This is a genomic window from Rhizobium favelukesii (assembly GCF_000577275.2).
Lineage (GTDB): Bacteria > Pseudomonadota > Alphaproteobacteria > Rhizobiales > Rhizobiaceae > Rhizobium > Rhizobium favelukesii.
In genome coordinates this window covers 275,377-297,279 of sequence record NZ_HG916854.1, presented here as the reverse complement: position 1 = coordinate 297,279, position 21,903 = coordinate 275,377, and the positions used below count along the sequence as shown (strand labels likewise).

At 60.0% G+C, this 21,903-nt stretch carries 21 protein-coding genes and 1 pseudogene; 12 read left to right on the top strand and 10 right to left on the bottom strand.

Translation table 11 applies throughout. From position 1 onward, the window contains the following. Window positions 1-138: 138 nt before the first annotated feature. The 3 genes from LPU83_RS61420 to LPU83_RS61410 form a co-directional block, all read right to left on the bottom strand. Entirely contained in the window at window positions 139-1,134 is a 996-nt protein-coding gene (locus LPU83_RS61420) for an aldo/keto reductase (protein ID WP_024316683.1), read from the bottom strand. After that, window positions 1,121-1,822, bottom strand: a complete 702-nt coding sequence (locus tag LPU83_RS61415) for an SDR family NAD(P)-dependent oxidoreductase (RefSeq protein ID WP_024316682.1) — start codon at window positions 1,820-1,822, stop codon at window positions 1,121-1,123. The genes LPU83_RS61420 and LPU83_RS61415 overlap by 14 nt, the downstream gene beginning before the upstream one ends. A gap of 62 nt (window positions 1,823-1,884) precedes the next feature. Next, a complete protein-coding gene (locus LPU83_RS61410) occupies window positions 1,885-3,039 on the bottom strand; it encodes an aldo/keto reductase (RefSeq protein WP_024316681.1) in 1,155 nt (384 codons plus the stop codon). A gap of 112 nt (window positions 3,040-3,151) precedes the next feature. Here LPU83_RS61410 and LPU83_RS61405 point away from each other — a divergent pair, with 112 nt between their 5' ends. The 7 genes and pseudogenes from LPU83_RS61405 (at window position 3,152) to LPU83_RS61375 (ending at window position 8,795) form a co-directional block, all read left to right on the top strand. After that, the gene (locus tag LPU83_RS61405; RefSeq protein WP_024316680.1) at window positions 3,152-4,045 is read left to right on the top strand and encodes a LysR family transcriptional regulator; all 894 of its coding nucleotides are present in this window, start codon (window positions 3,152-3,154) and stop codon (window positions 4,043-4,045) included. Window positions 4,046-4,167: 122 nt separating this feature from the next. Continuing rightward, on the top strand, window positions 4,168-5,253 hold the full coding sequence (locus LPU83_RS61400; RefSeq protein WP_024316679.1) for an alpha/beta hydrolase: 1,086 nt from the start codon (window positions 4,168-4,170) through the stop codon (window positions 5,251-5,253). Between the two features lie 17 nt (window positions 5,254-5,270). After that, window positions 5,271-5,696 carry a carboxymuconolactone decarboxylase family protein gene (locus LPU83_RS61395; RefSeq protein WP_375680026.1) on the top strand — a complete coding sequence of 142 codons (426 nt, stop codon included), beginning with the start codon at window positions 5,271-5,273 and terminating at the stop codon, window positions 5,694-5,696. Then, a pseudogene (locus LPU83_RS61390) lies at window positions 5,693-6,165 on the top strand (cytochrome P460 family protein). The gene LPU83_RS61395 and the pseudogene LPU83_RS61390 overlap by 4 nt, the downstream one beginning before the upstream one ends. Before the next feature lie 385 nt (window positions 6,166-6,550). Continuing rightward, window positions 6,551-7,360, top strand: coding sequence for a hypothetical protein (locus LPU83_RS61385; protein WP_029710233.1), 810 nt, complete (start codon window positions 6,551-6,553; stop codon window positions 7,358-7,360). A gap of 123 nt (window positions 7,361-7,483) precedes the next feature. After that, on the top strand, window positions 7,484-7,822 hold the full coding sequence (locus LPU83_RS61380) for a hypothetical protein (protein ID WP_141652587.1): 339 nt from the start codon (window positions 7,484-7,486) through the stop codon (window positions 7,820-7,822). A 262-nt stretch (window positions 7,823-8,084) separates the two neighbouring features. Beyond that, a complete protein-coding gene (locus tag LPU83_RS61375) occupies window positions 8,085-8,795 on the top strand; it encodes an LssY C-terminal domain-containing protein (protein ID WP_024316676.1) in 711 nt (236 codons plus the stop codon). Window positions 8,796-9,366: 571 nt separating this feature from the next. Here LPU83_RS61375 and LPU83_RS61370 read toward each other — a convergent pair. From LPU83_RS61370 to LPU83_RS61360, 3 genes are all read right to left on the bottom strand, one after another. Then, on the bottom strand, window positions 9,367-9,741 hold the full coding sequence (locus tag LPU83_RS61370) for a response regulator transcription factor (protein WP_024316674.1): 375 nt from the start codon (window positions 9,739-9,741) through the stop codon (window positions 9,367-9,369). A gap of 79 nt (window positions 9,742-9,820) precedes the next feature. Continuing rightward, window positions 9,821-10,468 (bottom strand): response regulator transcription factor, encoded by a 648-nt coding sequence (locus LPU83_RS61365; protein WP_024316673.1) that lies wholly within the window; start codon window positions 10,466-10,468, stop codon window positions 9,821-9,823. Continuing rightward, window positions 10,465-12,312: a sensor histidine kinase gene (locus tag LPU83_RS61360; RefSeq protein ID WP_231052457.1), complete on the bottom strand. Its 1,848-nt coding sequence runs from the start codon at window positions 12,310-12,312 to the stop codon at window positions 10,465-10,467. Before LPU83_RS61360 ends, LPU83_RS61365 begins: the two co-directional genes overlap by 4 nt. Before the next feature lie 316 nt (window positions 12,313-12,628). Between LPU83_RS61360 and LPU83_RS61355 the strand changes: the two genes are divergently transcribed. From LPU83_RS61355 to LPU83_RS61335, 5 genes are all read left to right on the top strand, one after another. Then, window positions 12,629-14,299: an arylsulfatase gene (locus tag LPU83_RS61355; protein ID WP_024316671.1), complete on the top strand. Its 1,671-nt coding sequence runs from the start codon at window positions 12,629-12,631 to the stop codon at window positions 14,297-14,299. A gap of 75 nt (window positions 14,300-14,374) precedes the next feature. Continuing rightward, window positions 14,375-15,391 (top strand): HAD family hydrolase, encoded by a 1,017-nt coding sequence (locus tag LPU83_RS61350; protein WP_082321284.1) that lies wholly within the window; start codon window positions 14,375-14,377, stop codon window positions 15,389-15,391. Between the two features lie 38 nt (window positions 15,392-15,429). After that, window positions 15,430-16,257, top strand: a complete 828-nt coding sequence (locus tag LPU83_RS61345; RefSeq protein ID WP_024316669.1) for a hypothetical protein — start codon at window positions 15,430-15,432, stop codon at window positions 16,255-16,257. Window positions 16,258-16,367: 110 nt separating this feature from the next. Further along, window positions 16,368-18,608 (top strand): tetratricopeptide repeat protein, encoded by a 2,241-nt coding sequence (locus tag LPU83_RS61340; protein WP_258579715.1) that lies wholly within the window; start codon window positions 16,368-16,370, stop codon window positions 18,606-18,608. An 84-nt stretch (window positions 18,609-18,692) separates the two neighbouring features. Then, a complete protein-coding gene (locus LPU83_RS61335; protein ID WP_024316667.1) occupies window positions 18,693-19,481 on the top strand; it encodes a porin family protein in 789 nt (262 codons plus the stop codon). 34 nt (window positions 19,482-19,515) lie between these two features. Here the strand turns inward: LPU83_RS61335 and LPU83_RS61330 are convergent, their stop codons facing one another. From LPU83_RS61330 to LPU83_RS61315, 4 genes are all read right to left on the bottom strand, one after another. After that, window positions 19,516-19,947, bottom strand: coding sequence for a DUF2721 domain-containing protein (locus LPU83_RS61330; protein ID WP_024316666.1), 432 nt, complete (start codon window positions 19,945-19,947; stop codon window positions 19,516-19,518). Window positions 19,948-20,006: 59 nt separating this feature from the next. Next, window positions 20,007-20,576 carry an OmpA family protein gene (locus tag LPU83_RS61325; RefSeq protein ID WP_024316665.1) on the bottom strand — a complete coding sequence of 190 codons (570 nt, stop codon included), beginning with the start codon at window positions 20,574-20,576 and terminating at the stop codon, window positions 20,007-20,009. Between the two features lie 24 nt (window positions 20,577-20,600). After that, a complete protein-coding gene (locus tag LPU83_RS61320) occupies window positions 20,601-21,011 on the bottom strand; it encodes a cysteine rich repeat-containing protein (RefSeq protein WP_374046201.1) in 411 nt (136 codons plus the stop codon). Between the two features lie 153 nt (window positions 21,012-21,164). Then, a complete protein-coding gene (locus LPU83_RS61315) occupies window positions 21,165-21,824 on the bottom strand; it encodes a hypothetical protein (protein ID WP_024316663.1) in 660 nt (219 codons plus the stop codon). Window positions 21,825-21,903 lie beyond the last annotated feature (79 nt).

The window sequence follows — 21,903 nt, the reverse complement described above, 5'->3', positions numbered from 1 at the left end:
TCAAGGCGCAGCAGGGAGGCGATCCCGCAAGCCAAGAAGCAAGCAACGTCAGGCAGAATTGCGTTCGACGATCTAACCCTGACCGCCGTCCTCTACGACAATAAAACGGCGGCCGCGCCGAACGCTGAGCTCATGCCCCTAGTGGCCGGTCATCTTGAGAACAGCCTCAGGAAGCCGCTCACCCTGGATGTCGACCTTCGACGCCTCGCGGTCGATCTCGGCGAGATCATGGGCCGTCATTGGGAGTTCCGCGCCGCCGATGTTTTCCTCAAGACGATGTAGCTTCGTGGTGCCAGGGATAGGAACGATCCACGGCTTTTGCGCCAGCAGCCATGCAAGGGCGACCTGGGCAGGGGTCGCCCGCTTCCGTTCCGCGACCGCCTTGATAACCGACACGAGCTCAAGGTTCGCCTTGCGGGCCTCGGTCGAGAAACGCGGCACCATATTGCGGAAGTCGCCCTCTTCGAACTTGGTGCTCTCGTCGATCTTGCCAGTCAGAAAGCCAGCGCCAAGCGGGCTGAACGGCACGAAGCCGATCCCGAGCTCCTCGAGCACCGGCAGGAGCTCCTTCTCCGGCTCGCGCCAGAACAGCGAGTACTCGCTTTGGACCGCGGTGACGGGCTGGACAGCATGACCACGGCGGATGGTCTGGACGCCGGCTTCCGACAGGCCGAAGTGCTTGACCTTGCCTTGCGCGATCAGATCCTTCACGGCGCCTGCTACGTCCTCGATCGGCACGTTCAGATCGACGCGGTGCTGATAGAAGAGGTCGATGCGATCGGTCTTCAGACGGTTTAACGCGGCATCCGCCACGGCCTTGATGTGCTCCGGGCGGCTGTTGGTGCCACCGGTGCGCGCTCCAGTCTCCAAATCGATGTCAAAGCCGAACTTAGTCGCGATCGTGATCTGGTCGCGAATGGGCTGCAGGCCCTCGCCGAGCAACGACTCGTTCGCGAACGGTCCGTAGGCTTCGGCCGTGTCGAAGTGCGTGATCCCCCTGTCAAAGGCATCGCGGAGCAGCTTGATCATCTCGCTCGTGTCGCCGGCTGCTTCATACACCCCGGTCATTCCCATGCATCCGAGGCCGAGGGCCGATACTTCCAGGCCGGAAGTTCCAAGTTTACGCTTCTGCATTTTCGTTTCCCTTTGCTTGTTCGTCGCGTCCGCGTTCGCCGGACTGGAAGTCCGAGCTGACGCTGAGTTCCTTCCAGGCGTCGATCTCTCGCCGCTGGCTGTCGAGTTCGTTTCCGACGATCTTGACGGCGTCGCTGCCCAGCAGAAACCGGGCTGGGAGTTCCGATTTTCCGACCAGCTCGAGAAGCGCGGTTGCCGCCCTTCTCGGATCGCCCGGCTGACGACCGTGGGTCTTGTCGTTCTTGCTCGCCGCGCAGTAGCCGGAGCCGGGCGCGGCCAGCCGGCCTGCGATCGAGGATACGTTGAAAATGGTTCCGCTGCGCCGAGAACGCATGCCCGGAACAACCGCCTTGATCATCGAGACGGTTCCGAAGAAGTTGGTGGCAAACAGATCCTCGACCTCCTTGTCGTCGCCCTCTTCGACCGCGGCCCGGTAGCCCGCATTGTTGACGAGAACGTCGACGGAGCCGAAGTGGTCCTGCGCCTGAGCAGCAACCCTGGCCACCTGCTCCTTGTCCGTGACGTCGAGGGGGGCTGCGAGAGCCGTGTCGGGGAACGCCGCCGCAAGGTCCTGCACCTTCGCCACGTCGCGTGCCGTTACGACTGCGTTGTGTCCCGCCGCGAGAACGGCTTCAGCGAGGCTTCTTCCCAGTCCAGTCGAGCAGCCGGTAATCGTCCATGTGGTCATCGTCATTCCTTTCGTGTGGTGCTGTCCGCCCAATGGTCACGAGTACCCCGTGCCCCAAACGGTCAGGTTCGCGGTGGCGCTTCCACGCCAGAAAAGACCAGGACTTGGTCAGGGAGCCGCGCGCCGTTTATCTGAATGGCCGCGACGGCCTTGTTCAGCTCCGCGACCTCGTCGGGCTCGAAGTGGATGGAGGCTGCGCCGATGTTTGCAAGCATGTGCGCCATCTGCGTGGTCCCGGGGATCGGTACGATCCATGGCTTCTGGGCCATGAGCCACGCCAACGCGATCTGGGCGGGCGTCGCTTTCTTGCGATCAGCCCAGGTCTTCACTAGAGCGACCAGGGCCAGATTGTTCGGCACATTTTCTGACGAGAACCGCGCCTCGACGCCGCGTATGTCTCCTTCGGCAAATCTTGTCCGTTCGTCGATGGCACCCGTCAGGAAACCGACGCCCAGCGGGCTCCATGGAACGAAACCGATGCCGAGTTCCTCGCAGAGTGGAATGACGGCCTCCTCGGGGCCTCGCCACAGCATCGAATACTCGTTCTGGACTGCTGTAAGCGGCAACTCGGCGTGTGCGCGGCGTACGGTGTTGAGACCCATCTCGGACAGCCCCCAGTGCAGAACCTTGCCCTGCGCCACGAGTTCCTTGACTGCGCCCGCGACGTCCTCGATCGGAACCTGCGGGTCGACGCGATGCTGGTAGAGAAGATCGATATGGTCAGTCCGCAAACGCTTGAGCATGCCCTCGACGGCGAGCTTCACGTGCTCTGGACGGCTGTTGAGCTCCGGCAGCCGCTTGCCGGTCTCCAGGTCGATGTTCCAGCCAAACTTGGAGGCGACGACGATCTGGTTTCGGAACGGCTGCACGCCTTCACCCAGGATCCGCTCGACCTCATGCGGTCCGTAGGCTTCCGCGGCGTCGTAGAACGTGACGCCACGCTCGTGTGCTGCCCTGATGATGCCGATCATCTCCGCACGGTTGGGGATCGTCGTCTGGTAGGTGCGGCTCATGTTCTGCACGCCGAGGCCGACGCTGGAGACCTCGAGCGATCCGAGCTTTCGTCGCCCAAGCGCGCTGGCAGATGAACCGGCGGTCGATGTCGACTGCGCCAGGGCAGGAGATAGGCCCGCGTCCAGAAGCGGGGTGGCTGCGAGCGATCCCGCCGCTCCCAGGAAGCTTCGACGGCCCAATGTCATCTTCTGCTGATCTGCCATCTAGAAATCCTTTCACGGCGCTACGGAGTTCTTCCTGCTTCCGAATATAGCCCTCGCTTGATCGCTCGATTAGACGCTATAATCCGCATTCCCCTATAAGCAGGACTAATGAATGCCGAACGAGAACTTCAATGACCTTGCCGCCTTCGTCACCGTTGCCCGCGAGGAAAGCTTCACGAAGGCCGCCGCCAAGCTCGGCGTGTCGCAGTCGGCCCTCAGCCAAACGATCCGAGGTCTCGAGGAGCGGCTGGGCATGAGACTGCTGACAAGAACGACGCGTCGAGTTTCGCCCACCGCAGCCGGCGAACGGCTGCTGCAGACGGCGGGGCCGCGTTTCGAAGAGATCCAAGCCGAGCTCGCGGCACTGAGCGAGATGCGGGACCGGCCGACGGGTACCGTACGCATTACCGCGGGAGAGCATGCTGCGGTGTCCGTTCTTGCATCTGCTCTCGAGAAGTTCCTGCCGGACAATCCCGACGTAAAGGTCGAGATCATCGTCGACTACGGGCTCACAGACATTGTCGCCGAGCGCTTCGACGCCGGCGTCCGTCTAGGCGAGCAGGTCGCGAAGGACATGATTGCGGTTCCGATCAGCCCCGAAGTCAGAATGGCGGTTGTGGGGTCGCCCGCCTACTTCCGTCAGCACCTTTGGCCGGAGACGCCACAGGATTTGACCGCCCACAACTGCATCAACATGCGGCTGCCGACGTACGACAACATCTTCGCCTGGGAGTTCGAGAAGGACGGACGGGAGCTCCGCGTCCGCGTCGAGGGACAGCTCGTCTTCAACAACCTGGCAATGAGACGGGAGGCGGCTCTTAGAGGATTGGGGCTGGCCTACATGCCAGAGGATCAGGTGCACCAGCTTTTGGACAAGGGCGAACTGATCAGGGTGCTGGAGGACTGGTGCCCGCCGTTTGCGGGCTATCATCTTTACTATCCGAACCGGAGGCATCCCTCGCCGGCTTTCGCCCTCGTCGTCGAGGCTCTCCGGTACCGCACATAAAAGCGCGTTCACTTCGATGTGATTGATAAGGACAGCTAATGGCTTCATGCGGATCAAGGCATCTAATCACTAGATAAGCCCTCGCGTATCTTTCCTTGTGTCAGCGCCAGGGGAAGGACGACATGAATATCTCGCTACGGAATGCAGCATTTTTTCTACTAGCCTTGAGCCATTTCGGAATCGCCGCAGTTGCGTCCGCGCAAACGGCACCCAAGCCCGAAGCCATTGTCATCGAGGAACAGGGCAGTTTCTCAGCCGGAGGTAAGGCCGTCACCACGCCCGGTACTTTCAACAACAAAGCTCCGACCTCGCAGGGCCAGAGCATCCATGGCGATCATCTCTACGCCTTCTTCCAGATCCCACAGAACCCGAGACCGCTGCCGATCGTCATGCTCCACGGCGCCTTCCAGTCGGGCCGGAGCTGGGAAACGACGCCCGACGGGCGCGAGGGATTCCAGACGATCTTTCTCCGCCGCGGTTTCCCAGTCTACGTCGTCGACCAGCCGCGGCGGGGCCGTGCCGGCAACAGCACCGTCGCCGCTGCCATTGAACCCACCCGATACGACCAGCTCTTCTTCGACCAGTTCCGGATTGGCGTTTGGCCGAAATACTACGACAACGTCCAGTTCGATCGCGATCCGAATACGCTGACACAATTCCTGACCTCAGTGACGCCGAACACCGGTCCTTATGATCCGGGCGTCATCTCGCATGCCATGTCAGCGGTTCTCGATCGAACCGGTCCGGCGATCCTATTCACGCATTCGCAGGGAGGCGGGCCCGGATGGCTTACCGCTATCAAGAACCCGAACGTAAAAGGGATCGTCGCATTCGAGCCGGGTAGCGGCTTCATCTTTCCAGACGGTGAAGTGCCCGATTCGATGCCGAGCGCGGCGGGCACTCTGCCAGCGGAAGGCGTTCCCGTCCAAGAGTTCGAAAAGCTGACGCGTATTCCGATCGTCATCTACTACGGAGACAACTTCCCCGTCGAACCAACCAGCGAACGTGGACAGGACAACTGGCGTGTGAGACTGGCGATGGCGAAGCTCTGGGTTGCCGCCATCAATAAGCACGGCGGCGACGCTAAGCTCGTCCATTTGCCGGAGATCGGCATCCGCGGCAACACCCACTTCTTGTTCTCCGATCTGAACAACATCGAGATCGCCGACCAGGTGTCGAAGTTTCTTGCCGAGCAGAAGCTCGACTGACCACAGAGCGGAGAAAACTGATGAAACACCTGATCGCGAACATACTTCTGACGGTCGGCATCGTGCTCGCAGCGCTGCCAGGGGCGGTGTGTGCCCAGTCCTTGGCGAAAGGCGATGACATGACCAAGCAATCCAGAGCCCAGCAACTGATGGGAGATACCGCGCCGAAGCTTGCGGAACTCACCGACAATATCCTCTATGGCGACATTTGGGAACGTCTGGAGCTTTCGAAGCGCGATCGCAGCCTTATCACCGTGGCAGCGCTGATCGCCATGAACCGGCCGGATCAGCTTCGCTCGCACCTTGCCATTGCACTTCAGAACGGCGTTACCAAGGAAGAGCTGAGCGAGACCATCACCCACCTCGCCTTCTACGGCGGCTGGCCGAATGCCGTCACGGCGGTCGGCGTCGCCAAGGAAGTATTCGGGAGAAATCCGGAATGACGAAGGTCGCAGACGTCATCGTGGGCGCGTTCCTGTCTGGCTGCGCCGTCGCGCTTGTCGGCTGGCAGGTTCATGCAGAACAGAACCGCACAACGTTTCCAGACATCGACAAGCTGATCCACTATACGACCGTCACCCGCGGCGAAGTCACTGAACACATCATGACATCGCGCGAGGCGATCGAGGCGGTCAAGAATGGCCAGCCCGTCCCCCCGACACTCATGTGGTGCTCGTGGACTACCGTGACGGCGAAGTCTTTCGGTACTTCGTCATGGAGAAGGGCGAAGGCTTTGGTGCCGACTATGACGAAAGCCGGCGCACCGGAGACTGGCAATTCCAGTGGTTCAAGCCCGACAAGACGATCAACCTGGCCGAGAATACGGCCCGCTGCCAATCATGTCATGACGCGCGATCTGACCGGGACTTCCTCTACACCCACAGCGATATGCGGCGCTTCGAATTCGAATGATCCCGTTTCCCGCTCGTCTGTTTCTCCACGTCGTATCCGTCGGACTTCTTGTGGCGTGTCTGGCCTACTGGTGGCTCGACAATCTGACCCACGAGATTTTCGGCACCGCCATGTTCTTGCTGGCGGCTATCCAATTGGCCCGGTTCGCGGCACCGGTAACAACTTCTACTAGCTCTCGTCGTTTCCGATGCCCATGAGGCGTTGCCTTTTGGCGCGGTGCCACCGCTCGGTTGCCTCAGCTTGCGGGCCGGCTCTTTTGCGGCATGTGTTGCCGCCATGCACTTGCGCCGATATGCGGACTCTCCCATCGTGTTTACAGCATGCAACCTGGGGGGGTCCTGCACGGCTCCGCCGGTTTTCATAAAACCTACGTGCAGGTAGGAGCATGACTGTGGCATCAGGTTCGCTCAAACTCTTCAGTTACGCCATTCTTCTGACGTCCATTGCCGCATCGGTGCACGCCCAATCCAGCGAGGAGCTAGCAAAGAAGCTCTCAAACCCAATTGCCTCGCTGATCAGCGTTCCGTTTCAATTCAACTACGATCAAGGCTACGGACCGCAAGACGGCGATCATACCGTCGTGAACATTCAGCCGGTAATTCCATTCGCGCTCAATGAAGACTGGAACCTCATTTCCCGAACGATCCTGCCTGTGACGTGGCAAGACGACATCGCTGGCCCGTCAGGAGAGCAGTTCGGGCTCGGTGACACGCTACAGAGTTTCTTCCTGTCGCCAGCCAAGCCAACCGAAAATGGAATTATCTGGGGCGTCGGCCCGGCGTTCCTGGTTCCCACAGCAACCGACGAGTTCCTCGGAAGCGGAAAGTGGGCCGCGGGTCCAACCGGCGTGGCTCTCAAGCAAGACGGGCCATGGACCTTCGGTATACTGGCGAACCATTTGTGGTCGTTCGCCGGACAGAGCGACCGGGCGGACGTCAGTTCGACATACCTGCAACCCTTCATCTCTTACACGACGCCGGAAGCCTGGACCTTCTCATTGAATACCGAGAGCACATACGACTGGGAAACCAATGACTGGTCGGTCCCGATCAACTTCCAGGTCTCCAAGGTGGTGAAGTTCGGCGAACAGCCCGTGAGCTTTGGCGTCGGCGCGCGTTACTGGGCAAGTTCGCCGGAAAACGGGCCTGACGGCTGGGGAGTTCGGGCAGTGGTCACGTTCTTGTTCCCGAAATAAGAGACTTTCGCGACATCCGCTCCAGGAAGACGAGTTACGGCGTGCTGCCATTGCTTCTGAGGGATTCGATTGGATCAACTGTCACCTCCCGACCCGCTTCTTGAGATTGCGCTTGGAACCTTGATGGTGATTGCGATTATCATCGTACACGGTGTCGGCATCCGCGCAATCAACCAGCGTTTCAGCAAATCCTGGGTCCGTGTGACTAACGTCACACCGCATTGGCGGATCAATCTTTTGCTTGCATTCACAATCGGTTCGCTGGCAGTCCTTCATTTTGTGGAAACCTTCCTTTGGGCCGCCCCCATATCGCTGATGGGGCTGATCCCTTCAATGCGAGACAGCTACTACTTCGTCTTGGAGAGCTATACGACGCTTGGAGAAGGCGCTGTCCGTCTGCCGGACGGATGGCGTCTGATCGGGCCGATCATGGCGATGTCGGGCCTGTTTACATTCGGATAGACGGGCAGCGTTCTGGTGAGCATCATGACCGAATTCGGCAAGCTCGACAGAGGCCGCGCCAAGAAAGGTTTGAAAGATCCCGGACCTTGAACTCGGCGGGATTTCAGAAAGCACTCTGCTGGTGGCAGCGTGACCTCTCACGCCCCACCCTGCTCCGCTTGACGGCCACCCAAAGTGCTTAAGCCGCCCACTACTTTCTGGATATTTTCCTGAACATTTTTGTCGTATCGTTCCTCAAGACCTTCAGGGTGGGCGAAATCCAATGCGTCATCGCACGAAAACCCGCACGGTGTTGGGCGCTGTGATCGTCCTGCTCTGCACGTACCTGCTGCTCGCTTATTTTGTCATTCCCGAGATCTGGTTTTTCCATGATGCCGGCCGCGTTGCCAAGCTCGGCAGCATGGTCACGACAACCGCGCAGGACATTCCGGGCGATCCGATCAATGTCGGCCTTGTTGGATCGAAGGAGGATGTGGTCCGCGCCTTTGCGGCGGCCAAGTGGGATCCTGCCGACAAAATCACCTTGCGCACATCGATCGATATCGGATTGAGTGTCGTGCTTGACCGGCCCGACCTCGACGCCCCGGTCAGTCCGCTGTTTTTCGAGGGAAGAAAGCAGGACCTCGCCTTCGAGAAGCCTGTGGGCGAAAGCGCCGACGAGCGCAACCACGTTCGTTTCTGGCTGACGAAACAAACCGGGGAGGACGACCGTCCGCTATGGTTTGGCTCGGCAAGCTTTGATCGCGGCGTTGGCCTCAGTCATGACACCGGGCAGATCACGCATCACATCGGTCCGGATGTCGACGCCGAGCGAAACCGGGTCATCGGCGATCTCCTCAAGGCGGGCCAACTGCTATCGGACTATGAGATCGACGGCATCGGGGCGACACGCAGCGGCCGCAACGGAGGCGGCGACCCCTATTTCACCGACGGGAAGGCTCTCATCGGCGTGCTTCGCGCGAACGAGCGTTAACGGTCGCGCGCCGGACGCTCGCGGCTCTGAACGCTATCGACCGTGTTACCGCGTCTAACGGTTCTGATTGTTCAGGGGGTGTCAAAATTTGGCCGAAGGGACCGTTGTTGAAATCCGAGATCCAGGGACACCCATTCCCCCAGTCCCAGCCGGAGTCGGGATGGACCTGTGCGGCAAGCTGCCGTTGGCTTGCAGCATTTGCCTGTTGAAGGGTTCGGTACTGTCTGTAGGCCTGTTGCGTTCCAACGTAGAGGCACTTGCAGCCGCCCGGATCGGCATAGACGTAGGTTGTCTTGTTGCCGCGCGTACTCGTCACGAAAGTGTCCGGAGGCAGGTGGTTGCGCATCGCCTGGCGCTTTGGCGTGTCGGCAGGGCGCGCGACGAAGCCGGCTGCGAGGTTGCTTTCCTTGGTGGAGACGGAACCTTGCGCGCTCGTGCAGGCGGTCAAGCGAGCGCCAGGTTCATCAACGGCTTGTCGGGTGTCTTGCAGTGCATAGTGAAGCGTTCCTTTCTATCGACGTGGTGATATTCGTGTCGTTCATGCGTCCTGTTGCCTCGTGGACGTCTTCCCTTACAACCCCAGCGCCTTATTGATCGCCGTGATAAGATCGGCCCCGGCGAAGGGCTTTCGCAAGTACGCGATGCACCCGGCCCGCTCGGCCTCTGCTTGTAGGCGTCGATCTTCAATCGCTGTGATAAAAATGACCGGCAGGTTCGAGCCAGCCTCTTTCAGCCTGCGCTGCAATTCAATGCCGGACATGCCACCGCCCAGGTCGATATCCAGCACAAGGCAGGCGACGTCGGCGCTTGCAGGTTGCGCGAGAAAGGCTTCGGCGGATGCATATTCCACGGCCGCAAAACCATAGGCGTTGAGGAGCCGCCCGGCGCTCCGCCGTAGGCTTGCGTCATCATCAACAACGGCGACCGTGTGGCGCAGCTTTCCCATCCCAAGCCCCACTCGTGACTACATGAGAGATACGCGGTTGCCTTCACAGTAGGCGTGTTGGTGTTCGATTGATATTGTCCTAAAGGGAAGTCGCCGGGACATTGTGCGTAACGGGTTTTCGTTCGAAAGGACCGACGCTGGCTGCAATCGACACTGCTTCGGCAGCGGAGCGCACGCCGAGCTTTTCCATCACGCGATGCCGGTGCACCTTGACGGTGCGCTCAGATATGCCAAGGGCGAAGGCGATCTGCTTGTTGAGATGGCCACGGATGATCAACTCAAAGACTTCGGCTTCGCGCGCGCTCAGGCTCGCCACCAGCCTCCGCTGCTCCTGATGCTGATCGAGCTCGGCCCGACGCCTTTCATATTGAGCCAACGCGCGCTCGATCGTTTCCATCAGGACCGGCACCGAGCTCGACTTCTCCAAGAAGTCCTGAGCGCCTGCTTTCATTGCGTCGACGCTTGTCTTTATGTCTCCTTCGCCGGTGAGGAACACGATTGGCAGTAGCGGCGCCAGCTCGCACAACTGGCGCTGTATTTGCAGACCAGATTGACCTGGCATCTGTAGGTCAAGGAGAACGCAGCCCGGCTCGCAGCTTGGAAGGCGGGCTAGAAACTGATCTCCGGATTCATAGGCCTCGACCTTCAGACCATAGGCGCAGAGCAGCCGTGCAGTCGCCGTGCGGTAGGATTCGTCATCGTCTACGATATGGACAACTGGTTTCATGCACCTCGCGCCTCCCGTCGGGCGAGAGGCAGGACCACCCGGAAGATGGCGCCGCCTTCAGGCCGGTTGTATGCAGAGATCGTGCCGCCATAGGTCTCGACGATCGCACGCGATATGGAAAGACCCAACCCCGTCCCTGCGTTCTTGGTCGTATAGAACGGCTCGAAGATGCTGGACAGGCGCTCTTCAGGAATGCCGTTGCCTGTGTCGACAACACAGAGCTCGGCCCTCTCCTTCTCAATTCCTGTTGCGAATGTCAGGATTCTTTTGGCGGAATCGGCGTCCATCATGGCGTCCATCGCATTGGTCGCCAGATTGAGGACGACCTGTTGCACATGAACCTTGTCCGCCCGCACTGGCAGCTCGGTCGTCGGCTGATTTGTATTGAGTGTAATCCCTCTGCGCTCGGCCTCGCCATGAATGATGTGGATCGCGCTCGACGCAACGTCGTTGAGGTCGAACTCCTGCCAATCGATCTCGCTTCTCTTCTTAAGCAACCCCCTCATCCTGCCAATGATGTCGCCTGCCCGCTGGTCGTCTTCCTGAATGTCCTGAAGGATCTGCTGGATCAATTGCAGATCGGGGGTTTCGCTTCGAAGCAGCTGGGACGCCGCCTCGGCATTGTTTCGTATGGCCGACAACGGCTGGTTCAGTTCGTGGGCGATGGATGACGACAAAGCGCCGGCGGTTGCCGATTGGTTGAGATGAACGGCTTCGAGCAAATGAAGAAGAGAACTGCTCTCCGCCTGGCGGCGTTTGCGGCGCTCGAACAGGAGAATCGAGATGACGCCTGCCTGCATCAAAACGACGGCAACTACGCTCGTAGATGCGAGCCAGTGTTCCTCCCAAAAGCCTCTTTCCTTGTACATCTGTATGGTGCCCGCTGGCAGATCCTCCTCCGCCAGCCCCCAGCGCCGAAGTTGCCGGGCATCGACGATATAGGTCTGCGGCGCGTTGACGTCCGCCACCTGCTTGCCGGCGATTGCGTCGATGACGAGGTTTCCGACGGTGCGTCCCAGGGAATCGAAGGTGACGGTATCGCCGCCGACGACGCCGTGGTCGATGTAGGTCTGATAGGGCCCATAGACGGGCGCACTGGCCGTTGCCGCGATCTGCCTGATTGCCTCGCGCGGGATGAAATTCCGCCCCGCCCGATCCTTAAAGATCGTCAACGCCAGGATGATGCTATCGACGGGGACGTCTGATGCGCGTTCGATAAACTCCTCAATCGTCAGATCTTCCAGGTACGTCGTTTCGTATGACTTGGAGAACTCGTCGAGATCCGCACGCGCCGACGCCAACCATCCCCGGTCGAATTCCGACGAACCACCGATGATGTAAAGGTGACGGGCATTGGGCTGCAGTTTGCGGGCCATTTCCGCCGTCTTCACAATGTCGAATGTCGTGAACGCCCCGATCACGTCATCCGGCAGATCGATGTTCTCCGCGATGGAGTTGCCGAAGCCTGCCGCGACGATCTTTGCATCGGGAGCGATCCTTCCGCGGTTCGTCGATATGAAGCTGGCAGACTCCTTGCCTAACGCGACAACTACGTCGGGGCGGCGAGCGGCGTATTTCTCCGCGAGATATCGTCCCATGCGTGAGACATGATCGGCTTCCGGAAACCTCGACAGATCCAGAAACTCTGAAAACAGGTCGATCTTCCCATCCGTCTCCTCCAGCAGGCGGCTCCGCAACGCTTCCCCGGCAACCGTCGTTGCCGCGAGCCTCTCATCGTAGGGATAAAGGATGAGGATGCGTGGAACCCGATCGACGATGGGGAACGATGTGCCCGAGGTTGCCGCGTGAGAGTTCGCAACAATCGACAAGGCCGCCGACAGCATGAGGCCAGCGTATTGCAATCTAACTGACCACGTGCGCGAGCTCATCTGGCTTCCCCAAAGCCGGGCGAGAATAACACCTTAGCGGTGTAGTGTCATCACCGCATTGTACTACCGGTGATTGGAACGTTGCTTCCGAGACTCCCTAAAGGGCAATATCGAGGACCACCTGCATCCGCTAATATCGACGTCGACCGACTGGAGAGAGGCCCCGCCGGCCTGTCGCAGTCGTTTAAAGTCCGTTTCGCCTGACGCATGCAACCGCGCTGCGGCCAGCGCATTGCCATCAGTCAGCCGAACGTTCAACCGAGGATTTGAAATGAACAGCAGAATCCTTATCCGCTGCATTGGAGCACTGGCTTCGTCCACCATTCTCTGGTGTGCAGCCTCATCGGTGCAAGCGCAGGACTCCCAACGAAAGCCGAACATCCTGTTCATCGTCTCCGACGATACTGGTTACGGCGATCTAGGTCCCTATGGTGGCGGCGAAGGCCGCGGGATGCCGACCCCGAACATCGACAAGCTGGCGGACGAAGGCATGACCTTCTTCTCCTTCTATGCCCAGCCGAGCTGCACGCCTGGGCGTGCAGCCATGCAGACCGGACGCATTCCCAACCGCAGCGGCATGACCACCGTTGCCTTCCAAGGTCAGGGCGGTGGCTTGCCCGCGGCCGAATGGACGCTCGGATCCGTGTTGAAGCGTGGAGGCTATCACACCTACTTCACAGGCAAATGGCATCTCGGCGAGGCGGACTATGCGTTGCCGAATGCCCAAGGTTATGACGAGATGAAGTATGCAGGCCTCTACCACCTCAACGCCTACACCTATGGCGACCCGACGTGGTTCCCGGACATGGATCCGAAACTGCGGGAGATGTTTCAGAAGGTGACGAAGGGTGCACTGTCCGGAAACGCCGGCGGGCCGGTGACCGAAGAGTTCAAGATCAACGGGCAATATGTCGACACACCGGTGATTGATGGCAAGGAAGGCGTCGTCGGCATTCCGTTCTTCGACAGCTACGTCGAGAAGGCTGCACTGGGCTTCCTCGACGAAGCCGCCAAGAAGCCCGATGAGCCGTTCTACATCAACGTGAACTTCATGAAGGTTCACCAGCCGAACATGCCTGCGCCCGAGTTCGAGCACAAGTCCATGTCAAAGAGCAAGTATGCCGACTCGGTCGTGGAACTCGACACCCGCATTGGCCGGATCATGGACAAGTTGCGTGAGACCGGAATGGACCGGAACACGCTGGTTTTCTACACCACGGACAATGGGGCCTGGCAGGATGTCTATCCTGACGCAGGCTATACGCCCTTCCGCGGTACGAAAGGCACGCTCCGTGAAGGCGGCAATAGGGTTCCAGCGATCGCCATATGGCCGAACAAGATCAAGCCTCGCACCAAGAACCACGATATTGTCGGTGGGCTTGATCTCATGGCGACGTTTGCCTCCGTCGGCGGCGTTCCCCTGCCAGACAAGGATCGCGAAGACAAGCCAATCATTTTCGACAGCTACGACATGACGCCGATCCTTCTCGGAACCGGAAAGTCGGAACGCAAATCATGGTTCTACTTTACTGAGAACGAACTGTCGCCTGGCGCTATACGCGTCAATAACTACAAATTTGCATTCAATATTCGTGGCGATGACGGCGCTCAGACGGGCGGTTTGGCGGTCGATTCCAACCTCGGCTGGAAGGGGCCGGACAAGTATGTAGCCACAGTGCCTCAGGTATTTGACCTCTGGCAAGACCCGCAGGAGCGCTACGATATCTTCATGAACAACTTCACGGAACGAACCTGGATGGGCGTTGTCATGGGGGAAGAATTGAAGAAGATCATGGCGACGTATGTTCAGTATCCTCCTCGCAAGCTGCAGAGTATGGGCTATACAGGTCCGATCACACTATCGAACTATGAGCGGTTCCAGTGGGTGCGGGACTCCCTGGCAAAGGAAGGCGTCACCATCACACTACCGACCGGCAACTGAATCTGATCGGCGGCCTGACATCTTCAGGCCGCCGTCGTCTCAAGGCTAGACCAACTGTTTCAGGAGGGCCCCGAAATGCTGGCCACTCGTCGTGAATTCCTCAAATGGACGCGCCAGGGAATTCTGGCGATCGGCTTGTTCACCTTGCTCGCCGCACCAACAACGCTGGCACAGAGCGATCCCTTGCCCTCCTGGAACGACACCGCGCCGAAGCAGGCGATCGTCTCCTTCGTCGAGAAGGTCACCAGGCAGGGATCACCCGAATTCGTCGCCGAACCCGAACGGATCGCAGTGTTCGACAATGATGGAACGCTGTGGGTCGAACATCCCATGTACACCCAGTTGGCCTTCGCCCTGGACCGCGTGAAGACGCTCGCTCCACAGCATCCGGAATGGCAGACTGTGCAGCCGTTCAAGGCGGCGCTCGACGGCGATATGAAAACCCTTGCCGCATCGGGCGAAAAGGGCCTTCTGGAAATCATCATGGTCACCCATGCGGGAATGACGACCGACGAGTTCCAGAAGGTCGTCACCGACTGGCTTGCGACGGCGCGCGATCCAAAATTCAAGCGACCCTACACCGAACTGGTCTATCAGCCGATGGTCGAACTGCTCGCCTACCTGCGCGCCAACGGCTTCAAGACATTCATCGTATCGGGTGGCGGCGTGGAGTTCATGCGGCCATGGACGGAGAAGGCCTATGGCGTACCGCCTGAGCAGGTCGTCGGCTCTTCGATCAAGACCGAGTTCAAGATGCAGGACGACACGCCGACGCTGCGCCGCCTGCCCGAAGTCAACTTCATCGATGACAAGGCCGGCAAACCGGTCGGGATCAACGAGGAGATCGGACGCCGGCCAATTGCAGCCTTCGGCAATTCCGACGGCGACCTCGAAATGCTGCAATGGACGACAATGGCGGGCGCGCCTGCGCGTCTCGGCATGCTTGTCCACCATACCGACGCGGAGCGCGAATACGCCTATGACCGCAACACCGATTTCGGCCGCCTCGACAAGGCGCTCGATGCGGCAGCGATCACCGGCTGGACCGTCATCGACATGAAGGCCGACTGGAAGCAGATCTTCAAGGACTAGGACCGTGTTTCTGCCAATCTCAACGGGAGGATACCGCCATGAAAGTCGATCATATCGCCACCCTGATCATTGCCGGCTTCGCGCTGAGCACTGCCGCCTTTGCCCAGGACGCCCCGAAAAAGCCGCACGTGCCGCTCGAAAAAGCCATTGGCACAACCACGCCGACAGGTCCGGTGCCGTCATTGGCCGTGCTCAATTCGGCTGGTGCCAAGATCGAGAACGGAAAGCTCATTCTGACCGGCGTCTCGCCAAATTCGATCGTCTTTGCTGACCGGCCGGTGCGCGCCGCCGGACATGTGATGACCGAACAGTTCATCATGCAATGGGACGACGGCAAGGACAATTTCGCCGTCGATCCTCCGAACGCGACGGTATCGGTGCTGGGCGGCGACGGATCGGATGTCAGTGACGCCGTCGTCACGCTGAAGACTCCGAAACTCGATGGCACGACGCTGACCTTCGATATTGCCATTCTGGAGGGAAGCCTGAGCGGTGCGACCGGTCCCGCAGCCCTGTTCATCGATCATTTCGGCGGCAGCTTCGGTGGCGGTGGCGGGTTCGGCGGCGGAGGCGGATTTGGCGGAGGCAGTTTCGCTGGCGGCGGCTTCCGTGGCGGAGATTTTGGCGGAGGCGGCTTCGGGGGCAACGACGTGCATATCGGCGATACGAACATCAACCGCGTTGGAGGCAGCTATTGGCATGCCCCCGTCTACCACGGGGCCTGGTATCGCGGCGCTCCGGTTGCCGCGGGTGTAGTCGCCGGCGCGGCGATTGGTGCGGCAGCCGCCCGTCCCTACTATCCCTACTACAATTCCTACGACAACGGCCCGCAGTGCGGCTACTATCCATACCCGGCCTGCTACTGACCCCACTCCACCCACGCCGCCGATGCGGCGTGGCGCTTTCCCAGACGGTGGCATGGAGCGATTGAGTGGCAGCATCTTTTCGGTCAGCGGCGGTTTCAGGAATCGTCCTTCTGTTGTCCCTCTTTTTCCTGTTGCTCGCCTCCGCCGGGCAGAGCCATGCCTCCGATAATATCGCGACACCCGGCCCGGATCCCCGGATATCGATTCATGAGGGTTTCGTAGACGAGAAGACCTGCGCGTCCTGCCATGGTGATCAGGCCGCCGCTTTCGCAAAATCCCACCATGCCAAGGCCATGGCGCTCGCCAACGACAGCACCGTGCGAGGTGATTTCAACAATTCCCGGTTCGAGCATGACGCCATTGCCACGACATTCTTCCGTCGTGACGGCCGTTTCTTCGTCAAGACGGAAGGGCCGGACGGCAAGCAAGCCGAGTTCGAAGTCAAATACACCCTCGCCTACGAACCGCTTCAGCAGTACCTCGCTGATACAGAAGGAGGACGGCTGCAGGCTCTCGACGTCGCCTGGGACACGACCAAACAGGAGTGGTTCTGGCTCGGCAATACATCCCCGGCCAAGCCTGGGTCGACCTATCACTGGGCGGGTCCGTTCTACCGCTGGAACCGCACCTGCATCGACTGTCACTCGACCGATCCGCAAGCAAACTTCAGACCGCAGACGGACGAATACCAGTCGACCTATGTCGCCACCAGCATCGGCTGTCAGTCCTGTCACGGTCCGGGTGCCGAGCACGTCGCATGGGCGCAGTCCGGCGACGCCTCGTCAGCCGAGAAGCCAGACCTGGGCTTGCCGACGGTTGATGCGAATGTCTGCTTCGGTTGCCATGCAAGGCGGACCAGGCTCTTGAGCGGTTACGACGCCGGGAAGCCTTTTCTCGACTATTTCTCCCCGGCATTCCTCCGAGAGGATCTCTATTTTCCGGATGGACAGATCCTCGACGAGGTCTTCGAATACGGCTCGTTTCAGCAGAGCAAGATGGCAAGGGCAGGCGTGACATGTCTCGACTGCCATCGGCCGCACGATGCCAGCCTGAAGGCTGATGGCAACGCGCTCTGCACGCAGTGCCATACGGAAACGAAGCCGGAGCGCTTTGTGAAGCAGGATCCGAGCGGCCTGTTCGACGATCCTAGCCATACCCACCATCCCGTCGGATCGGCGGGAGCTCAATGCGCCAACTGCCATATGCCACAACGCACATATATGAAGGTCGATCCGAGACGTGACCATTCGTTCTTGGTCCCCCGGCCGGACCTGTCGGCGACCTTGGGTACGCCAAATGCATGCACGACATGCCATGCCCGCAACGACAATGCCTGGGCAGCCGAGACCATGGACAAGTGGTACGGAACCGACTGGCGTAAACGTCCGACGATCGCCCATGCGTTCACCGACGCCGCGAACGCTCAAACAGCTATGGAAGCACTGCGCAAGCTGGTCAACGATCAGGACCAGGCCGGGATTGTCAGAGGCAGTGCCATTGCAAGAATGAGCCGGATCGGCGGAGCGGACGCCGTGGCGGATATTCGAGCGGCATCGGCCGATATAAATCCACTCGTGCGGCTTGGGGCCGCGGAAGCTGCGGGAAACATTCCGCCAGAGCGCAGGCTGGAGGCGATCGGCGACCTGCTCGGCGATGAAACGCGCGCCGTGCGTGTGGCGGCGGCAACGGCCCTTGGGGGAACCCCTCCCGACCTCTTTGGCAGCCAGCGAGGCAGCTTCGAAACCGCGGTCAACGACCTGCGTGCCTACGTCGAAACGAATGCCGACGTCGCGGAAACGCAAAGCAACTATGGCTTCTTCCTGTTCGGCCAGCAGCGAGCGGCAGAGGCCGAAGCCGCCTTCCAGCACGCGATTTCCCTCGACCCTACACTGGAAGGCTCGCGCGTCAATCTTGCGGAATTTTACCGAGCCACCGGGCAGAACGACAAATCCGAGCGAACCTACGCCGAAGCCACTTCACTTTCGCCGGACCGCGCCGATTTGCGTTACGGACACGCTCTATCCCTGGTTCGCAAGAAGGCGATTGATAATGCCATCGGCGAGCTTGAGGAAGCGATCCGGCTCGATCCGCAAAACTCGCGCTACAAGACGACGCTCGGCGTTGCCCTCGATTCCGTCGGGAGGACGGAAGACGCCCTGAACAGACTTGACGCCTGGGCGGCTGCCGGCTCGCATCCGGATATCACGGGCCTCGCGCTCCAATACACTCTCAAGCTTCAGCGGCTCGAGGACGCGTTGAGATTGGCAGAACGCATGGCGCAATTGAGGCCGCAGGACCCGCAGATCTCGGATCTGCTCAGGCAGTTGCGGCAGGCCGTCAACCCGCAATAGATGTTCCGCTTGCCGAAATCCACTTCCTATTGCACACTCCCGACTCGGAAGCAGTGCTGGGGCGAACGAGATCGGGGGATTCTCATGAAGGCCATATACTTGCATGCGATTGTCTTGCTGGCCGGCGTCACAGCCGCTTCGATCGGCAATGCCGCCGATGTGACACCGCTCGCGCCCGAAGCGAAGACGGTCGAGACCCGGAGCGGCTGGGAATTCACGGTCGCTCCATACTTCTGGGCTGCCGGGATTTCCGGGGACGTGAGGCAATTCGGGCTTCCCGAGGTCAATATCGATTCCGATTTCGGCGACATTCTCGACAATCTCGACTTCGCCTTCATGGCTGCGGCCGAAGCAAGATATGACCGCTACAGCATCGTCGGCGACGTGGTCTACGTCAAGCTGGGTGCCGATGCGCACACGCCCCGCGGCATCTTGGCCGACAGCGTCGACGTGACGTCGGAGACCTTTGCAGGGCTTCTCGGCGTGGGTTACGCCGTACTCGAAGATCAGAATGGGCACCTTGACGTGTTCGGCGGCATGAAAGTCTGGTCGGTCGAGACGGACATCTCCTTCAACGGCGGACTTCTGGCCGGTGTGGAGCGGGAAGACAGCGCGACATGGGTGGACGCCGTCGTCGGCCTGCGCGGAAACTACTTCTTCACCCCGGAAATCTATGTCACGGGATGGGGGCTGGTGGGCGGCGGTGGTGCCGACGTCGACTGGGACGTGGGCCTCGGCCTCGGCTACAAATTCAACGACACCATCTCGGCCGTGGCCGGATACCGCGCATTAGGCGTCAACTACGAGAACGACGGGTTTGTCTTCGACGTCGTCCAGCAGGGCCCGATCATAGGGGTATCCTTCCACTTCTAGTGAAGGCGAGAGCGCATGGGGACCAATTCGGCGATCATTGCAGCTGACGGTCGTCGTGCTCGCCTTTTGACAGCCAGATGTCCTGCAGGAATCGGAAGAGAGACCCCGCCAGGAAGCAGAGTGCCGCAATGAACAATACGGCCGCGCCCGGTTCGTGACGGTATCCCAAAAAGGCCACGACGAAGCCGAAGAGGAGCAGAAGCGTCACGCCGATTCCGGCCAGCACCGCAAGGTGCAATGCGCTGTTTAAAAGGCGTTCACGACGCTTCAGCTCCCCGATTCCCTTCTTCAGCGAGGCTCGGGCGATGTCACTCTCGTCGATCTCGCGAAGCTTTCTGATCCGCTCGGTGACGCCGGAAATCCGATTGACCAGCACCGCCACCATCGCCGCGACGCCATTGAGCATGAACGCCGGCGCGACCGCGTGGTTGATCATGCTAGCGAGCTGGTCAGCTTCGACCGACATCTTTCTCACCTATGTATCCAGGCGTACATCTCATCGGCGTCGCGGCCATATGTCCTTTTCTACCGGACCAGGCCCAGATTGATGAGTTGCACGCGTCTATTGTCGGCTGCCGCAGGGTGGCCGGCATCGATCGGCCATTCCTTGCCGACTCCGATGGGATACAGGTGATCGGGGGGGACGGCGAAGGTCGTGGACAGTGCGTAGGTTATGGCATCCGCGCGGTCCTGGCTGAGCTTGAGATTGTGCTTGGCATCACCGGTCGAACTCGTATGCCCCACCACCAGGAATTTGTATCGTGAGAGATTGGGGTGATGCAATGCATCGGCGATCATCCCGATCGTGCGATAGGACTCCGGCTCGATGGCGACGGAATCATTCTCGAAATCAATCTCGACAATGAGCTGCGAAAGCCGCGACAGGTTCTGCCAGTTCGGAAGATTTGCCACGCCCTTTCCGGCGTTTGCGGCAACCTCCTCGGCCAACAAGGCGACATCGACTACGGGTGAGGCCTGGTCGAGCCGTGCCAAGGTTCCGATCAGTTGCTTGTGATCGATCTGCTGCGCCGTTGTGTAGCCTGGAGCAAGCAGCAGGCCAACCGTTACCAATATGCGAATTCGGGCAATGAACATTGTCTTCCCTCCTATCCCTCGATCCTAGCGCCATCCGGCGTCGGTGATTACCTGGTCGCATTTCCTGCCATCGACGCGGCTGGTCTCGATGAGGCATGCGAGGATGTTTCCGTCCCCTACCACGCCGTTGCAGTACTGAGACATGTCGTGCCTGCAGACCTTGGTGTACGCCATCTGTGCCTCTTGCCGCTGCTTGATGGACGTCATCACGCTCGAAAGCGTCGAGGTGCATGTCGGCGAGACCCTGGCGGCATTCTCTTCGAGGCAGGCCTGAATGCGGCCACCTCCAAGATTGACGCCCTTGCAATGCTTCTTGATGTCTGCGCCGCACTCCTGGGCGAGCGCTGTCACGGCGTCCGCGTAGCTAATGGTGTCAGCGCGGCTGGCGACGGCGTGAGTCATAAAGGCGGAGAATGTCGCTGCGGCGACGAGCATGAGCCTCTTTTGGGTCATGGGGTGATCCGATCCTAGTGGTTGAAACCCTTTCATGCGGCCTGGGGACGTCGTCCGATGCAGCAGGCCCTCGTGTTTGTGGCTGGAAAGCGGGGCGCCTGTCTATTGGCCTTTGGGGCACTCGCCGTGAGAACGCTACGGAATGACATTGACTGCACGTGCGGCCACGAGCACCAGGGTCAGGAGCGAGATCGCGCTTTCGAGCATCATCAATGCCTTTGCACGCGGCGTGAGTGGCAGGACATCCGTGGGACTGAAGGCCGTTGCCGTATTGAACGCCAGCGACAGGTAGTCGATGTAGAGCGGCCGCCAATCGGGCGATGCGAGCTCGGGAGCCGACGCCTGGGGAAAGAGCCAGTCGGGTCTCCTTGCGATGCCACGCGCGATGCGCGACGGACCGCCCGCATCGATCTGCCAATAGAGAAGCGAGAAGGTAAGAACGTTGGTGATCCAGATCGAAAACGATGAAGTCAGCAACGACACCGATCGCGTCTCCGGTGGATGGATCGTGATGATCCCTATCATATCGCCAAGTTCCGCCGCCGTATTCCCAGCGTAGACGCTGGCAAGCAGCATGGTCCCGACGCGTTCGATGCGAAGCCAGGTTGAGTTGTCGGGAGACACCGTCACCATGATCATTGGAACGAGTGCGGCGACGACAACCGCGTACGACACCCATCGCGGCATGGCATAGACGTGGTGCGGCAGAATTTCGAGGAAAACGAACACCGCCAGGATCGCCATCACCGGAGGCCAGCGTGGTTCGTCACGACGTGCTTGGATGCCATCACTCATCGTTCCGCCCTCTGCAGCCCTTGGACATGCTGAAGAAACGGACGCCGTCGAGCGGCGTCCGTCATCGGTTGAGGTCAGG

What these genes read in the sequence shown, in the direction of transcription:
- LPU83_RS61335 (WP_024316667.1), top strand. Translation starts at nt 18,693, where the DNA reads ATGAAGGCCATATACTTGCATGCGATTGTCTTGCTGGCCGGCGTCACA.
- LPU83_RS61330 (WP_024316666.1), bottom strand. Translation starts at nt 19,947, where the DNA reads ATGTCGGTCGAAGCTGACCAGCTCGCTAGCATGATCAACCACGCGGTC.
- LPU83_RS61375 (WP_024316676.1), top strand. Translation starts at nt 8,085, where the DNA reads ATGCGTCATCGCACGAAAACCCGCACGGTGTTGGGCGCTGTGATCGTC.
- LPU83_RS61415 (WP_024316682.1), bottom strand. Translation starts at nt 1,822, where the DNA reads ATGACCACATGGACGATTACCGGCTGCTCGACTGGACTGGGAAGAAGC.
- LPU83_RS61360 (WP_231052457.1), bottom strand. Translation starts at nt 12,312, where the DNA reads ATGCTGTCGGCGGCCTTGTCGATTGTTGCGAACTCTCACGCGGCAACC.
- LPU83_RS61365 (WP_024316673.1), bottom strand. Translation starts at nt 10,468, where the DNA reads ATGAAACCAGTTGTCCATATCGTAGACGATGACGAATCCTACCGCACG.
- LPU83_RS61385 (WP_029710233.1), top strand. Translation starts at nt 6,551, where the DNA reads ATGACTGTGGCATCAGGTTCGCTCAAACTCTTCAGTTACGCCATTCTT.
- LPU83_RS61420 (WP_024316683.1), bottom strand. Translation starts at nt 1,134, where the DNA reads ATGCAGAAGCGTAAACTTGGAACTTCCGGCCTGGAAGTATCGGCCCTC.
- LPU83_RS61315 (WP_024316663.1), bottom strand. Translation starts at nt 21,824, where the DNA reads ATGAGTGATGGCATCCAAGCACGTCGTGACGAACCACGCTGGCCTCCG.
- LPU83_RS61405 (WP_024316680.1), top strand. Translation starts at nt 3,152, where the DNA reads ATGCCGAACGAGAACTTCAATGACCTTGCCGCCTTCGTCACCGTTGCC.
- LPU83_RS61410 (WP_024316681.1), bottom strand. Translation starts at nt 3,039, where the DNA reads ATGGCAGATCAGCAGAAGATGACATTGGGCCGTCGAAGCTTCCTGGGA.
- LPU83_RS61350 (WP_082321284.1), top strand. Translation starts at nt 14,375, where the DNA reads ATGCTGGCCACTCGTCGTGAATTCCTCAAATGGACGCGCCAGGGAATT.
- LPU83_RS61345 (WP_024316669.1), top strand. Translation starts at nt 15,430, where the DNA reads ATGAAAGTCGATCATATCGCCACCCTGATCATTGCCGGCTTCGCGCTG.
- LPU83_RS61370 (WP_024316674.1), bottom strand. Translation starts at nt 9,741, where the DNA reads ATGGGAAAGCTGCGCCACACGGTCGCCGTTGTTGATGATGACGCAAGC.
- LPU83_RS61400 (WP_024316679.1), top strand. Translation starts at nt 4,168, where the DNA reads ATGAATATCTCGCTACGGAATGCAGCATTTTTTCTACTAGCCTTGAGC.
- LPU83_RS61355 (WP_024316671.1), top strand. Translation starts at nt 12,629, where the DNA reads ATGAACAGCAGAATCCTTATCCGCTGCATTGGAGCACTGGCTTCGTCC.
- LPU83_RS61325 (WP_024316665.1), bottom strand. Translation starts at nt 20,576, where the DNA reads ATGTTCATTGCCCGAATTCGCATATTGGTAACGGTTGGCCTGCTGCTT.
- LPU83_RS61380 (WP_141652587.1), top strand. Translation starts at nt 7,484, where the DNA reads ATGGTGATTGCGATTATCATCGTACACGGTGTCGGCATCCGCGCAATC.
- LPU83_RS61320 (WP_374046201.1), bottom strand. Translation starts at nt 21,011, where the DNA reads ATGCTCGTCGCCGCAGCGACATTCTCCGCCTTTATGACTCACGCCGTC.